Genomic DNA, 14885 nt, shown 5'->3' on the forward strand with positions numbered 1-14885 from the left:
TCGGTGGCGTGGAAGCGGAGTGCAATCGACCCGGTAACCTTGATGAAGCGGTATGCGCGGGTGGGAGAATCTCCACTTTCGTACCGGGGACTGGCCCCGGGCCCGCAGTAGTCTAACAGAGGATGTCTGTGAGCAACAGTTCAGACGAGTCCACCGTCGCCGACGCCACCCGCGACATCGCCGAGGTCCCCGCGGTGGAGGTCATCACGACCGCGGCCGTGCACCTCATGAGCGCCGCCGCCGTGAAGGTGGGCCTCGCCGACGACCCCGAGTCGCAGGTCGACCTCGACGAGGCGCGCAAGCTCATCAACGCCCTCGCCGGGCTCATCACGGCCGGCGCGCCCGAGATCAGCGACATGCACGCGCGGTCGCTGCGCGACGGCCTCCGCTCGCTCCAGCTCGCGTTCCGCGAGGCCTCGCCGATCCCCGACGCCATCGGCCAGGGCCCCGGCGAGAAGTGGACCGGCCCGGTCAGCTAGGTCTGGCAGCTCGGGCACCAGTAGGAGTCGCGGAGCTCGACGTCGTTGCGGCCGAGGCGGCCGTGCTCGATGGTCGTGCCGCAGCGGCGGCAGGGCTCGCCGGCGCGACCGTAGACCCAGAGCCGCTCGCCGCGGCGGTCGTTGCCCGTGGTGGTGCGCGCGATGCGGTCGCGGTTCGCGACGATCATGCGCCGTGCGACGTCGACGATCGGCGAGACGTCGACGGTGCCCGTCGCGCGATCGGGGCGGATGCCGCGCACGAAGCACGCCTCGTTGACGTACACGTTGCCGAGGCCCGCGAGGTTGCGCTGCTCGCCGAGCGCGACCGCGATCGGCACGTCGGGCTTCGACGCGATGCGTGCGATCGCCTCGGACGCGTCCCAGTCGGGTCCGAGCACGTCGGGCCCGAGGTAGGCCATGCGTTCGGCCTCCTCGCTCGCCGGGAACACCTCGAGCACCCCGAGGTCGAACCCGACCGCGACCGCTCCGGGCACCGCGACGACGGCGCGAGCCTGGAAGCCCGGACGGGTCCAGCGCTGGCCGGGGCGGTAGACGCGCCACTCCCCCTCCATCTTCAGGTGCGAGTGCACGACCTGGTCGCCGATGCGCATGAGCAGGTGCTTGCCGCGGCTGCCCACCGAGTGCACGGGCTGCCCCGCGAGGTCGACCGTGGCGTAGGCCGGCACGCGGAAGTCCGTGCGCTCGACCGTGCGTCCGGTGAGCGCCTGGTCGAGCCGACGGGCGGCCTGGTAGACGGTGTCACCCTCGGGCATCGAATCGCAGCCCCCTCGGCGTCTCGCGGAAGCCGGCCGCGCGCAGCGCCGGGTCGAGCACCGAGCCGTAGACGTTGGCGCCGTTGACCGTCTCGACCCGCAGCCGCTCGGCGCGCGCACGCCGGAGCGCGTCGGCCAGCGCTGTCGCGGAGGCGCCGAGCAGCTCGGAGTCGTCGGTGAACGCGAGCGCCGTCCGCCCGCCGCGCTCGAGGTAGAGCGTCGCCTCGCCGTCGACCATCGTGACGAACGCGCCCGCCTTGCGCGCCGGCCGGTGCGATCCGTCGCCCGGCGGCTCGGGCCACTCGAGGGCGGCGCCGAACGGGTTGGCCGGATCGGTGGCCGCGAGTGCGATCGCGCCGCTCGCGGGCTGGGCGCGGAGCCGGTCGACCGCAGCGGTGGTCGCGAACTGCGCGCCGCCGAGCCCGTCGACGAAGTACCCGCGACGCACGCGCCCCGAGTCCTCGAACGCGGAGAGCGAGCGGTAGGCGAGCGCGAAGCCGCCCACGATGCCCTCGGCCACGACCGAGCCTCGCGTGACGACGCCGTAGCGCTCGAGCAGCGTCTCGCCCAGCGCCTGCGCGCGCGGCGTCGCGGCCGAGGTCGCGAGCGGCACGACCGACCATCGTCCGGCGGCGTGCGCGGGGTTCGCCGCCGCGCGGGCCGCGCGATCCGACGTGACGGATGCCGCGAGGGCACGCCGGGTGAGGGAGCGGCCGCGCATCCTGGCGCGCGGCGCCGGCGCGCGGGTCTTGTGCGCGCCGGCGCCGGCGAGCAGTCCGCGGACGGGGGCGAACGTGTCGTTCGTCACCAGTCCGGCCCACACCAGTCGCCAGAGCGCCTCGATGACCGCGCGGTCGTCGTCGGCGCCGACGGCCTCGACGAGCTGGCGGAAGAAGTAGCCGCCGCCACCGCCGAGCACGGCGAGGAGCTCGGCCTCGAGCGGATCGAGCGGACCCGCCTCGGGCGGCGGGAGCGTGAGCGCCGCGGTCTCGACCAGGTGCAGGCTGATCCAGCCGTCGTCGCCGGCGAGCGTGCCGGCCCCCGCCCAGAGCACTTCGCCCGATGCGGTGAGCTCGTCGAGCATGCCGGGTCGGTAGTCGTCGACGCGCGCCGGAAGCACGAACGCCTCCCACGCCGACGCCGGGACGCGCACGCCCTCGAGCTGCTCCACCACGGCGGCGACCCCGTCGACGCCGTGCAGGCGACCGCCGACGTGCTGCCACTCGGGCAGGAACCGGGCGAGCTGTCGGGGCTCGACGGGTTCGACCTCCTCACGCAGCGCGGCGAGCGACCGGCGCCGGATGCGGCGGAGCACTCCGGCGTCGCACCACTCGAGGCCGGCGCCGCCCGGCAGGAACTCGCCCTCGACGACGCGCCGCTCGGCGGCGAGCCGCCCGAGCGCGGCACGGGCGACGGCCTGGCCGATGCCGAAGCGCTCGGCGACCTGGGGTGTGGTGAACGGGCCGTGCGTGCGTGCGTAGCGGCTCACGAGGTCGCCGAGGGGATCGCGGACGGACTCCTCGAACACCTCGGGCAGCCCGGGCGGGATCGGCACGCCGAGCGCGTCGCGGAGGCGCGACACGTCTTCGACGGCGACGATCCAGTCGCGGCCCGCGAAACGCACGCGTGCCGCACGCCGGGCGGCGACGAGCGCGTCGATGGCCGCCGCGGAATCGGTCTCGTCGTCGACGCGCTCGGCGACCTCGTCGGCCGCGAGCGGCCCGAGCCCCTGGAGCAGGTCGACGACCCCCTCCTCGCCACGGGCCCGGCGCTCGGGGTCGAGACGCTGCAGCATCCGCTCGGTCTCGACCACCACCTCGGGGTCGAGGAGCTCGCGCAGCTCGACGGTGCCGAGCAGCTCGGCGAGGAGTGCCGGGTCGAGCGAGAGCGCCGCGGCGCGCCGCTCGGCGAGCGGGGCGTCGCCCTCGTACATGAACGCGCCCACGTAGCCGAACAGGAGGCTCGCGGCGAAGGGGCTCGGCGACTCGGTGCTCACCTCGACGAATCGCAGCTGCCGGCGCTCGATGCGCTCGGCGATGCGCGTGAGCGCGGGCAGGTCGTAGACGTCTTGGAGGCACTCGCGCACGGCCTCGAGCAGGATCGGGAAGTCGGGGTAGTCGCGCGCGACCTCGAGGAGCTGCGAGGCGCGCTGGCGCTGCTGCCAGAGCGGCGAGCGGCGGCCGGGGTTGGTCTTCGGCAGGATGAGCGCCCGCGCGGCGCACTCGCGGAACCGCGAGGCGAACAGCGCCGAGCCGCCCACGTGCTGCGTGACGATCTGCGCGAGCTCGGCGGGCTCGAAGGTGAAGAGCTCGGCGCCCGGCGGCTCGTCGCCCGTGTCGGGCATGCGCAGCACGATGCCGTCGTCGCTCGCGACGGCGTTCGCGTCGACGCCGAGCTCCTCTTGGACGCGTGCGCCGATCGCGAGCGCCCACGGGGCGTGCACGCGCATGCCGTAGGGCGAGTGCAGCACGATGCGCCAGTCGCCGAGCTCGTCGCGGAAGCGCTCGACGACGAGGTTGGCGCCGTCGGGCACGACCGTGGTCGCCGCGCGCTGGTCGTCGATGAACGCGACGAGGTTCTTGGCGGCGCGCTCGTCGAGCCCGGCCGCACGGCTGCGCACGAGCGCGTCGGACGTGGGCGCGCCCGCGAGCTCGGTGATGAACCCGCCGATCGCCTCGCCGAGCTCGGCCGGGCGCCCGATGCCGTCGCCCTTCCAGAACGGCAGGCGGCCCGGCTCGCCGGCGGCGGGCGCCACGAGCACCCGATCGTGCGTGATCTCCTGGATGCGCCAGCTTGTCGCGCCGAGGGCGAAGACGTCGCCGACGCGGGATTCGTAGACCATCTCCTCGTCGAGCTCGCCGACCCGCCGGCCGGGGCCGGTCTCGCCGATCATGAACACGCCGAACATGCCGCGGTCGGGGATGGTGCCGCCGCTCGTGACCGCGAGCCGCTGCGCGCCGCGCCGGCCGACGATGGTGCCGGCGTCGCGGTCCCACACGATGCGCGGCCGCAGCTCGCCGAACCGGTCGGACGGGTAGCGACCCGCGAGCAGGTCGAGCGTCGCGTCGAATGCCGACCGGGGCAGGGCTCCGAAGGGTGCCGCGCGGCGGACGAGCTCGAACCAGTCCTCGACGTCCCACTCGTCGAGTGCGGCGGCGGCGATGGTCTGCTGCGCGAGCACGTCGAGCGGGTTCGCCGGGATGCGGAGCTCCTCGATCGCGCCCGCGATCATGCGCTCGGCTGCGACGGCGGAGTGCAGCACGTCGGCCCGGTGCTTCGGGTAGATGAGCCCCTTCGACACCTCGCCGACCTGGTGGCCGGCGCGCCCGATGCGCTGCAGACCGCTCGCGACCGACGGCGGCGACTCGACCTGCATGACGAGGTCGACGGCGCCCATGTCGATGCCGAGCTCGAGGCTCGAGGTGGCGACGACGCACCGCAGGCGCCCGCCCTTCAGGTCGGCCTCGACGAGCGCGCGCTCCTCCTTGCTCACGGAGCCGTGGTGGGAGCGGGCGATGATCGGCTCGGCGCCGCCCGTGAGCCCCGAGGCGCCGGGCAGCTCGGCGGGCGGTCGCCCGGTCCGGCCGGCGGCCGGCCAGCCGACGGATGCCGCGGCCTCGACGGCTTCGACGGGCGCGTTGCGCTCCTCCCACAGCTCGTTGAGCCGCGCCGTGAGCCGCTCGGCGAGCCGCCGCGAGTTGGCGAACACGATCGTCGACCGGTGCGCGAGCACCTCGTCGAGGATCGCCTCCTCGACGTGCGGCCACACCGTGCCCGCGCCCGTCTCGCCGGCGAGGTCGGACAGGTCGTCGACGGGCACGCGCACCGAGAGGTCGAACTTCTTGCCCGACGGCGGCGCCACGATCGCGACGGGGCGCGTGCCGCAGAGGAACCGCGCCACCTCCTCGTGCGGGCGCACCGTCGCCGAGAGCCCGACCCGTTGCACGGGCCGGCCGACGAGCGCGTCGAGCCGCTCGAGCGAGAGCGCGAGGTGCGAACCGCGCTTCGTGCCCGCCATGGCGTGGATCTCGTCGACGATGACCGTCTCGACGCCGCGCAGGGTCTCGCGCGCGGCGGACGTGAGCATGAGGAAGAGCGACTCGGGCGTGGTGATGAGGATGTCGGGCGGGTTCGTGACGAGCGTGCGGCGCTCGGCCGGCGGGGTGTCGCCCGACCGCACGCCCACGGCGACCTCGGGCACCTCGACCTCGAGTGCGGCCGCCGTGCGGGCGATGCCGACGAGCGGCGCCCGCAGGTTGCGCTCGACGTCGACGCCGAGGGCCTTCAGCGGCGAGAGGTAGATCACGCGGGTGCCGTGCGACGCGACGGGCTGCTCGAGCCGCTCGTGGTGCAGACGGTCGATGGCCCAGAGGAAGGCGGCGAGCGTCTTGCCGGACCCCGTGGGCGCGACCACGAGTGCGTGGTCGCCGCGCGCGATCGCCTGCCACGCCCCACGCTGCACCTCGGTGGGGGCGGCGAAGGATTCGGTGAACCACGCCCGCGTCGCGGGCGAGAACGCCTCGAGCGCCTCGGCCATCCCTCCATTCAACCGGATGCCACTGACACCGCGGCCGGAGACCGACCGACGGGTGCGCGAGGCGCCCCCGGCTATCCGCCCGCGCGCACCGCGGCGAGCGCCCGCTCGACGGCGTCGACCGTGCGGCGCACCTGCGCGGCATCCGTCTGCCAGTTGCTCACCGAGAACCGCACGACCGCCCGGTCGTGCCAGCGCGAGGTCATGGCCAGGACCTCGCCCTCGTCCCACAGCCGCTCGCTGAGCGCCTCGGTGGCGGCGTCGTCCTCGAGCGCGATGCAGACCTGGGTGAACACCACGTCGTTGAGCACCTCGACCCCGGGCAGGCGGCCGACGCCATCGGCGATGCCGCTCGCGGCATCCGACAGCTGCTCGACCAGCGCCGCGACACCCGTGCGGCCGAGGGTGCGGAGCAGGGCCCAGGTCGGCACGCCGCGCGCTCGGCGCGAGAGCTCGGGCGCCTTCTCGTGCGGGTCGGCGCCGACGTCGGTGGCCTGCAGGTAGCTCGCGTGCATGCTCATGGCCCGATGCAGCGCGTTCGGGTCGCGCACGATGGCGAGGCCGCAGTCGTACGGCACGCTGAGCGTCTTGTGCGCGTCGGACGACCAGGAGTCGGCCTCGTCCATGCCCGCGACGAGGTGCTGGAGCTTCGGCGAGGCCGCGGCCCAGAGGCCGAACGCGCCGTCGATGTGCACCCACGCGCCGGCGTCGTGGGCGACGCGGATCGCCGCCGTGAAGTCGTCGTAGGCGCCCGAGTGGATGTTGCCGGCCTGCAGCAGCACGATCGCCGGGCCGGTGCCCTCGGCGAGGGTGCGCTCGAGCTCGTCGACGCGGATGCGACCCTGCTCGTCGCTCGGCACGATGATCGGGCTGCCGAGGCCGAGGTAGCGCGCGGCGAGGTCGTTGGTGCCGTGCCGCTCCTCCCCCGCGATGAACCGCACCTTCGGGCCCCCGGCCAGGCCCTGCGTCTCGGCGTCCCAGCCGGCGCGGCGCAGCACCTCGTCGCGTCCGGCGGCCATGCACGTGAACTGCGCCATCGTGGCGCCCGTCACGAAGCCGACCTCGCTGCCCGCGGGGAGCCCGAGCAGGTCGACGAGCCATTCGCCGGCGAGTTCCTCCACGGCGACGACCGCCGGGGTGACCACCCGCAGGCCCGTGTTCTGGTCCCACGCGGAGACGATCCAGTCCGCGGCGAGCGCGACCGGCTGCGTGCCGCCGATGACCCAGCCGTAGAACCGCGGCGAGCCCATCGCCATGAGCCCGGGCTCGGATGCCTCGGCGAGGAGGTCGAGCACCTCGGTCGCCGGCTCGCCCGACTCGGGGAGCTCCCGCCCGAGGCGCTCCTTCACCTCGTCGGTGCCGAGGCGCGGCGGGATCGGCCGCTCCCGGATGCCGGAGACCCAGGCCCGGGCGTGGCGTTCGGCGACGTCGAGGACGTCGTCGTACGGCGACGGCGCTGCGAGCGAGGGCTGTGCGGTGCGACCGGAGTCGCCGGGCTCGACCATGAGTCACCTGTCCTCCGCGCGCCTGGCGCGCGCCTTTCGATTCTGCTCCGAGGCCCGAGGGCGGTCAACGACCCGGACGGGGGCCGGGACCGCTCAGCACATCACGTCGCCAGGCGGCACCAGGCCGTCGACGAGGTACGCCTCCACCGTGGCATCCACGCAGGCGTTGCCCTTGTTGTAGGCCGTGTGCCCGTCGCCGTTGCGGGTCACGAGGATGCCGCTCTCGAGCTGCGACGCGACCGCCACCGCCCAGGCGTAGGGCGTCGACGGGTCGTTCGTGGTGCCGAGCACGAGGATGGGCGCGGCACCGGGGGCGGTGATCGCGGCCCTCGGCTGCTCCGCGTGGTACGGCCAGGAGAGGCACGACAGGTCGCCGAACGTGAGGTAGACCCCGAGGTACGGGGCGACCGTGTCGAGGTCGCGCGCCTGCGCCTTCATCTGCTCGACGTTGTTCTGGTACTCGAAGTCGAGGCAGTTGACGGCGCGCAGGGCCTCCATCTGGTTGGTCGCGTACTCGCCGTCGGGCGTGCGGCCGTAGTAGCCGTCGGCGACGGTGAGGGCGGTGTCGGCCTGCATCGCGAGCACCGTGGCGAACACCGAGTCGAGCACGGGCCAGGTGGTCGCGTTGTAGAGCGGCGCGGCGATCGCGATGAGCAGGGTCTCGGCCGTCAGCACGCGTCCGTCGGTCGAGGGGATCGGGTTCTTCCTGACCGCGTCGAGGATGCCCCGGACCGCGGCCATGCCGTCGTCGACCGTCCCCTGGAAGTACGGGCACGTTCCGCCCGGCATGCACGATGCGAGGTACGCGCGCAGCGACGCCTCGATCCCCTGCGCCTGCGCGAGCGTCATCGCCGCGTGCCCGAGGCTCGGGTCGATCGCGCCGTCGAGCACCATCCGGCCGACGCGGTCGGGGAACGTGCCCGCGTACACGGTGCCGAGGTACGCCCCGTACGAGTACCCGAGGTAGTCGAGCTGCTCCTCGCCGAGCGCCGCGCGCAGCATGTCGAGGTCGCGTGCCGTGCTCAGGGTGTCGACGTTCGCCAGCAGCGGGCCGGATTTCGCCAGGCAGGCCTGGCCGAACTTGTGGGTGAGGTCGTTCTGGGTGGTGATCCACTCCTCGGAGCCTCGGGAGCCGCGCGGATTGCCGTAGAGCAGCTTGTCGAGGTCGTCGGGGTCGAAGCACGAGACGGCGGTGGAGCGGCCGACTCCGCGCGGATCGAAGCCGACGATGTCGTAGCGGTCCTGCAGCGCCTCGGTCGCGGTCACGTCGATCGCCCGGGCCACGGCGTCGAATCCGGATGCCCCGGGGCCTCCGGGATTCACGAGCAGCGTGCCCGCCTTCTCGGTGCGCGCCGGCTGCCGGATGAGCGCGAGCTCGATCTCGCCCGCCGAGGGGTCGTCCCAGTCGAGCGGCGCCATGGCCGTCGCGCACTGGAACTCCTCGCACTCGTCCCAGGCGATGACCTGCCCGTAGAACGGATCCAGCGCCGCATCGACGTCCTCGCCGGTCGGCGTCGACTCGTCGACGACCGGGAAGAACAGGGAGAGGCCGCACCCGCTCAGGCCCGCGGCGATCGCGGACGCCGCGGCGAGCGCGGCGAGCCCCTTCCGCGCCCCCATCATGGCCCCCAGTATCGCCGGGCGCAGCGGTTCGCGTGCTCCCCTCGTTCGGGGGGTCTCCGGCGCGTCCCCCGTTCTGCCCCGTAATGGCGGCGATGTACCCCGAAGATTCCGCTCCTGTACCCCGAAACGGGGGTGCCGGTCCGGTTGCCGGTGCTCTGGCCCCGCGGGATACTCGTCACGTTGCGGCGCCCGCCTTTCGGCGACGACCCAGTCCGGGGCGCCACACCTGAGGGGGCTCAGTTCGGGTGAAGTCTTTCGTGCTCGGAATCGACATCGGCACGAGTTACACCGCCGCTGCGATCGGCCGGCGCGCGCTCGATGGGTCGATGGCCTACGAGCCGCTGGAGCTCGGCACGCGCAAGGCTGCCGTGCCGACGGTGGTGTACCTGGGCGAGGACGGCGGGGTGGTCGTCGGCGAGCCCGCCGAGCGGCGGGCCATCGATCATCCTGAGCGCGTCGTCCGGGAGTTCAAGCGTCGGATCGGGGACGAGACGCCGATCATCGTCGGCGACCTGGGCGTCGCACCCGAAGACCTCTTCGCGGTGCTCGCGCAGTGGGTCGTCGAGCGCGCCGAGGCGCACGAGGGCGCCCCGCCTGACGTGATCGCGGTGTCGCACCCGGCTTCGTGGGGCGAGCATCGGATCGGGCTCGTACGAGACGCCCTCGCCGGCGTCGGCCTCGCCGGCGTCGTGCTCGTGAGCGAGCCCGAAGCCGCCGGACTCCACTACCTCGCGCACGAGAAGGTGGACGACGGCGCGGCGATCGCCGTCTACGACCTCGGCGGCGGCACCTTCGACGTGGCGCTCCTGCGCAAGCGCGAGGACGACGCCTTCGCGCTCGTCGGCACGCCGACGGGCATCGAGCGCCTGGGCGGTGCCGACTTCGACCAGCGGATCTTCGAGCACGTGCGCGAGCTCGCACCGAACGCGTTCGCCGACGTGGACGAGACGGTGCCCGACGGCGCCCTCGCGCTCGCCCGGGTGCGGCGCGAATGCACCGACGCCAAGGAGGCGCTGTCGTTCGACGCCGAGACCGTGGTCCCCGTGCTCCTGCCGAACGCGCAGGCCCGCGTGCGCCTCGTGCGCTCGGAGTTCGAGCAGATGATCGACGGCCCGCTGCGGTCCACCGTGGCGACGATGCGCTCGGCCATCGCCGACGCCGGCCTCGAGCCCGAGGACGTGAGCGCCGTGCTGCTCATCGGCGGGTCCTCCCGCATCCCCGCCGTCGCGCAGCTGCTCTCGGCCGAGCTCGAGCTGCCCGTGGCGGTCGACGCCGACCCGAAGGCCTCCATCAGCCTCGGCGCCGCGGTGGCGGCCGCACGGCTGCTCCCCGGTGACACGGCCGTCGCGGCATCCGGCCAGGGCACCACGGCCGCGCACGCGGTCGAAGCGGATGCCGCGCCGCCGGCGGTGCCCATCGCGGCGACCCCGGCCGCCCAGTCTCGCCGCATGTCGATGGGGCTTCGCGCGCTCGTGCTCGCCGGCGTGGCTGCGGCACTGCTCGCGATCCTGATCCCGATCACCCCGCTCGCCGCCGGGGATCGGAGCGAGCAGGGCGGCGAGCCCGGAGGATCGGGCGAACAGAGCGACGGCGCCCCCGCCGGCCGATACGTGTTCGGCTCCGCGGTGCCCCTCGCCGCGATCGACGGCAGCACCGACGCGGACGCCGGGAGCGGCACGGATGCCGCGCCCGACTCCGATCCGGCCGCACCGCGCCGAGCGGTCGCCCAGGCCGACAGCGCGACGCCGGCGACCGGGAGCCCCGCGACTGGCACCGCGACGCCGCAGGACGACGTCTCGCCGGCCGGATCCGGCACCACCGATCCCGCGCCGAGCCCCGAGCCCGAACCGACCACGCCGCCAAGCCCCTCGCCGGAGCCGACGCCGGTGCCCGAACCCGAGCCGACACCCGATCCCGTCCCCGAGCCCACGCCCGACCCGTCGCCCGCGCCTGTCGCCGACCCGTCGCCGGAGCCCCAGCCCGCGCCCGACCCCGTGCCGGAGCCCGAGCCGGCGCCGGCGCCATGACACGGCCGTCCTCGGACGACGCACGGACCGCCGTCTCGACCGACGCCGCGGTCGAGGCCGACGCCCTCGCCCGACGCATCGTGGGCGGTGCGCATCCGGTGCGCGTCGGCATCACCGGCCCTGGCGGCTCCGGCAAGTCGACCCTCCTCGGCGACCTCGCGGCGACCCTCCGTGCACACGGGCTCCACGTGGTCGACGACGTCGAGCCCACCGACCTTCCCGACGCGACGGAGCGGGTCGCGTTCCTCGTCGACGATGCGCACGGACTCACGGACGACGAACTGGGGCGGCTCCGCGAGCTCGTCCGCGACGACGGCCCGCACGTGGTGGTCGCGTTCCGCCCGTGGCCGCGGTCGACGGCGATGGCGAAGCTCTCCGACCGGCTCGGCAGGCGAGGCACCGTGCTGGCGCTGCATCCGCTGACCTGGCCGCAGGTGCGGCGACGCGGGGCCGAGCTCCTCGGCACGGAACCGGCCGCCGACGCGGCGATCCGCGTGGTCGAGCTCACCCATGGGAATCCGCGTCTCGTGGACGCCGCGTTCGCCGCCGGCGCCGACCACGACTGGGCCGCCGCACCGGTGCTGCCGGCCGCGGTGCTGCAATCGATGCGCGACGAGCTGGACGGCCTCGAACCCGGGCTGCACGACTACCTGGCCGCCCTGACCGTCGGCTTCTCGACGGCGGGGCCCGCGTTCGCCACGGCGCCCCGCTTCGCGGCGGCCGACCTCCGCTCCCTCGCCGCAGCGGCACGGGCGAGCGGGCTGGTCTCGCCCGACGGCTCGCTCGTCCCGCTCGTGCAGGCGGCCATCCTGCAAGGCGCGCCGCCGCATGAGCTGTGGACGATGCGCCGCGAGCTCGTCGACGCCGTCGACGCGGCGGGGGCGCCGCTCGGCGACGCCGCGCTCGCGCTGGCACGCCAGGGCTTCCGCGACCCGCGGGTGCTGGCCGCGCTGCGCTCGCGCGGCGACGAGCTGCTCGAGGCGGATCCCGACGCCGCCCGCGAGCAGTACGCCGCGCTCATCGACCTCGGGGCGGAGCAACACCCCATCGCCGGGCGGCTGGCCCAGGCGGCGTGGGCCGTCGGCGACGTCGCCGCCGCGGAACGCCTGGTCGATCTCGGGCTCGGACGAGACGAACCCGACGACCTCGCCCGAACCGTCGCCGTCGCCGCCGCGACCTGGGCGCGGAAGGGCATGCTCGACCGCAGTGCCGACGCATGCCGCACCCTCGCGGCCGTCGACGGCTCGATCGCGCCGATCGCGGCGATCTGCCTCGCCGGCGTGGGCGACGTCGCGGGAGCCCGCGCGACCCGGTCCGATGCGTCCGACGTCGAGTACCCGACCTCGGGCCAGGTCGCGCTGCGGCTGACGGCCGACGGCATCCTCGACGCGCTCGACGGCTCCTCCGACCTCGCGCTCTCGTCGCTCCTGCAGGCGTCGAGCCTCATGAACGAGTCCGCGACCCTCGGCCCGCTCCCCGAGGCGCCCGCGATGCTCGCCGCGCAGGTCGCCCTCAATGCGGGCGAGCTCGACCTGGCGGCCGACGTGCTCCAGGGCGCGATCGACGCGACGCAGGGCGGCCCGGCCTTCGACGCGCGGCTCCGGCTCATGCAGGCGTTCGTCGCACTCCGCGCGGATCGTCCCGTGCGCGCGCGGGAGCACCTCGAATCGGCGATCTCGGCGTCGCAGCCGCTCGGCCTCCGCGACGAGGTGCTCGCGCACGCCGTGCGCATCGGGCTCGCCCGCCGCACCGACGACCTCGCGGCACTCCTGCGCGGATGGGCGGCGGCCCGGGAGGCCATCGCCCGGATGCCCATCGACCTGTTCGCGCTGCCGGCACTGGCCGAGCTCTCGGTCGCCGCCGCCCGCCTGCACGAGACCCGCCTGCTGGAAGCGCAGCTCGCCGCGGCCGGGGACCTCCTGGACCGCGCCGGCCGGCCGGCGTGCTGGTCGGCCGGCCTGCACTGGGCGGCGATCGAGGCGGCGATCCTGCTCAACGACCCCGATGCGGTCGAGCGGCACGCGACCGCGCTCACGGATGCCGCGCCGGGCGGCCGCACGGCCGAGCACCTCGCCCGGGCCGGTCGGACGTGGGCGGCGGCGATCGCCGGCGACGTGGTGGTCGAGCGCGTGGAGCAGGCCGCACGCGACCTCGCCGCCGCCGGCTACCCGTGGGATGCGAGCCGGCTCGCGGGCCACGCCGCGGGTCGCGCGTCCGAGCACCGGGACACCCTGCAGCTGCTCGCCCTCGCCCGCAGCCTGCATCCCGACGAGGAGCGACCCGAAGCCGGCGCCGAGCCCGACTCCGAGGCGAACGGCGCGCAGCGCGACGACGGCCTCCTGAGCGCACGCGAGCGCGAGGTGGCGCGGCTGGTGCTCGAGGGCAAGACCTACGCGGAGATCGGGAACGCGATCTTCATCTCGCCGCGCACCGCCGAGCACCACATCGCGCGCATCCGGCGGCGCCTCGGCGTCACCACCCGTTCCGAGCTGCTCGCGAGGCTGCGGGTGGCACTGGAGGAGGACCCCGGGCAGTAGCCCCGCGGAACGTCCCCCGTTCCGCATGTGCCCGCACCCGGTGCCGTCATGCCGGCGAGCCGGAATCCCCCGTCGTGTACCCCGCAATCCCCTAACGCCGCGCGCCGAAACCCCCATCCGCCCCGCACCGCATGGGGGGACATGACCCGATGACGCGACGCCGGCCGCGCGACAGGCTTGCTCGTGGGGGCCGGCGTCGATGTCGGTCATCGAACCGAGACCTCGAAGTGGAGGGGAAACATCATGACGAACATCACGACGGCATTGCTGGACTTCCTGATGGACCTGCTGAAGAGCCCGCAGGCCGGCGCCGATTTCGCCGCCGACCCTGACGGCGCGCTCCAGAGCGCCGGTCTGCAGGGCATCTGCGCGGCGGACGTCGACGCGGTCCTGCCGGTCGCGCTCGACTTCTCGCCGGTGGGCAACCGCGAGTACGACACGGGCGGCAACGAGATCAACTCCGCGGCGGCCGGTGGCGGCGGTGGCGGCGGCTGGAGCGGCGGCGGCGGTGGCGGCGGCTGGAGCGGCGGCGGCGGTGGCGGCGGCTGGTCCGGCGGTCACGGCGGCGGCGGCGGTGGCGGCGACTACGCCGCGGCCAAGGCGAAGCTGCTCAGCGTCGTGAACAACTACTCGTACATCGACGACCGCGACGTCATCCAGGACCAGTCGGTCAACCAGAACATCTGGGCGAACGGCGACGTGAACCAGGTGTTCGAGAACGAGGCCAACAACATGGGCGACGGCAACATCGTCGCCGGCGGTAACGTCGCGGTGGGCAACACCGAGTTCGACCTGGACGTCGACATCGACGACTCGTTCAACGAGGAGAACGAGCTCGAGATCGAGGACTCGTTCAACGACAACTCCGACAACTCGACGAACGTCCTCATCGAGGACTCCTTCCAGGACAACTCGGTCGAGATCGAGGACTCCTTCCAGGACAACTCGACCGAGGTCGACATCGAGGACTCGTTCCAGGACAACGATGTCGACGTCGACGTCGACATCGAGGACTCCTTCCAGGACAACTCGGTCACCGACTCGTTCAACGACAACGTCGTGGTCGAGGACTCGTTCCAGGCGAACGACAACAACGTGGCCGTCGACTCGTTCAACGACAACGTCGTGGTCTCCGACTCGCTCAACGACAACACCGTGGTCGAGGACTCGTTCCAGGCGAACGACAACAACGTGGACTCGTTCGACGACAACGTCGTGGTCGACGACTCGCTCAACGACAACGTCGTGGTCGAGGACTCGCTGAACGACAACAACGTCGAGACCGGCCCCGGCGACCAGGTCGACGTCGATGTCGAGGTCGACGACATCACCCTGTAATCACCTGCCGGCTGCGGCCCGGTGCGGGACATCCCGCTCCGGGCCGTTCCGCTGCGTATCTGGTTGAAT

General features: G+C 73.9%; 8 protein-coding genes. 4 read left to right on the forward strand and 4 right to left on the reverse strand.

The window, feature by feature from the left end; translation table 11 throughout:
• Nucleotides 1–128 precede the first annotated feature (128 nt).
• Nucleotides 129–479: a DUF1844 domain-containing protein gene (locus tag ACWEOH_RS00110; protein ID WP_452027159.1), complete on the forward strand. Its 351-nt coding sequence runs from the start codon at nucleotides 129–131 to the stop codon at nucleotides 477–479.
• Here the strand turns inward: ACWEOH_RS00110 and ACWEOH_RS00115 are convergent.
• The 4 genes from ACWEOH_RS00115 to ACWEOH_RS00130 form a co-directional block, all read right to left on the reverse strand.
• Nucleotides 476–1252 carry a DNA-formamidopyrimidine glycosylase family protein gene (locus ACWEOH_RS00115; protein WP_452027161.1) on the reverse strand — a complete coding sequence of 259 codons (777 nt, stop codon included), beginning with the start codon at nucleotides 1250–1252 and terminating at the stop codon, nucleotides 476–478. The two genes, ACWEOH_RS00110 and ACWEOH_RS00115, sit on opposite strands and share 4 nt — an antisense overlap.
• A complete protein-coding gene (locus ACWEOH_RS00120) occupies nucleotides 1239–5789 on the reverse strand; it encodes an ATP-dependent helicase (RefSeq protein ID WP_452027163.1) in 4551 nt (1516 codons plus the stop codon). The genes ACWEOH_RS00115 and ACWEOH_RS00120 overlap by 14 nt, the downstream gene beginning before the upstream one ends.
• 71 nt (nucleotides 5790–5860) lie before the next feature.
• Nucleotides 5861–7291 (reverse strand): pyridoxal phosphate-dependent decarboxylase family protein, encoded by a 1431-nt coding sequence (locus ACWEOH_RS00125; RefSeq protein ID WP_452027164.1) that lies wholly within the window; start codon nucleotides 7289–7291, stop codon nucleotides 5861–5863.
• Nucleotides 7292–7384: 93 nt separating this feature from the next.
• A complete protein-coding gene (locus ACWEOH_RS00130; RefSeq protein ID WP_452027166.1) occupies nucleotides 7385–8914 on the reverse strand; it encodes an alpha/beta hydrolase in 1530 nt (509 codons plus the stop codon).
• Between the two features lie 257 nt (nucleotides 8915–9171).
• On the opposite strand from ACWEOH_RS00130, the gene ACWEOH_RS00135 reads away from it, so the two are divergent.
• From ACWEOH_RS00135 to ACWEOH_RS00145, 3 genes are all read left to right on the forward strand, one after another.
• Nucleotides 9172–10941 carry an Hsp70 family protein gene (locus tag ACWEOH_RS00135; protein ID WP_452027168.1) on the forward strand — a complete coding sequence of 590 codons (1770 nt, stop codon included), beginning with the start codon at nucleotides 9172–9174 and terminating at the stop codon, nucleotides 10939–10941.
• Nucleotides 10938–13478: a LuxR C-terminal-related transcriptional regulator gene (locus ACWEOH_RS00140; RefSeq protein ID WP_452027170.1), complete on the forward strand. Its 2541-nt coding sequence runs from the start codon at nucleotides 10938–10940 to the stop codon at nucleotides 13476–13478. Before ACWEOH_RS00135 ends, ACWEOH_RS00140 begins: the two co-directional genes overlap by 4 nt.
• Nucleotides 13479–13721: 243 nt before the next feature.
• Nucleotides 13722–14816 carry an IniB N-terminal domain-containing protein gene (locus ACWEOH_RS00145; protein WP_452027172.1) on the forward strand — a complete coding sequence of 365 codons (1095 nt, stop codon included), beginning with the start codon at nucleotides 13722–13724 and terminating at the stop codon, nucleotides 14814–14816.
• The last annotated feature ends 69 nt before the right edge of the window (nucleotides 14817–14885 follow it).

The sequence above is a fragment of the Agromyces sp. NPDC004153 genome, assembly GCF_053603635.1.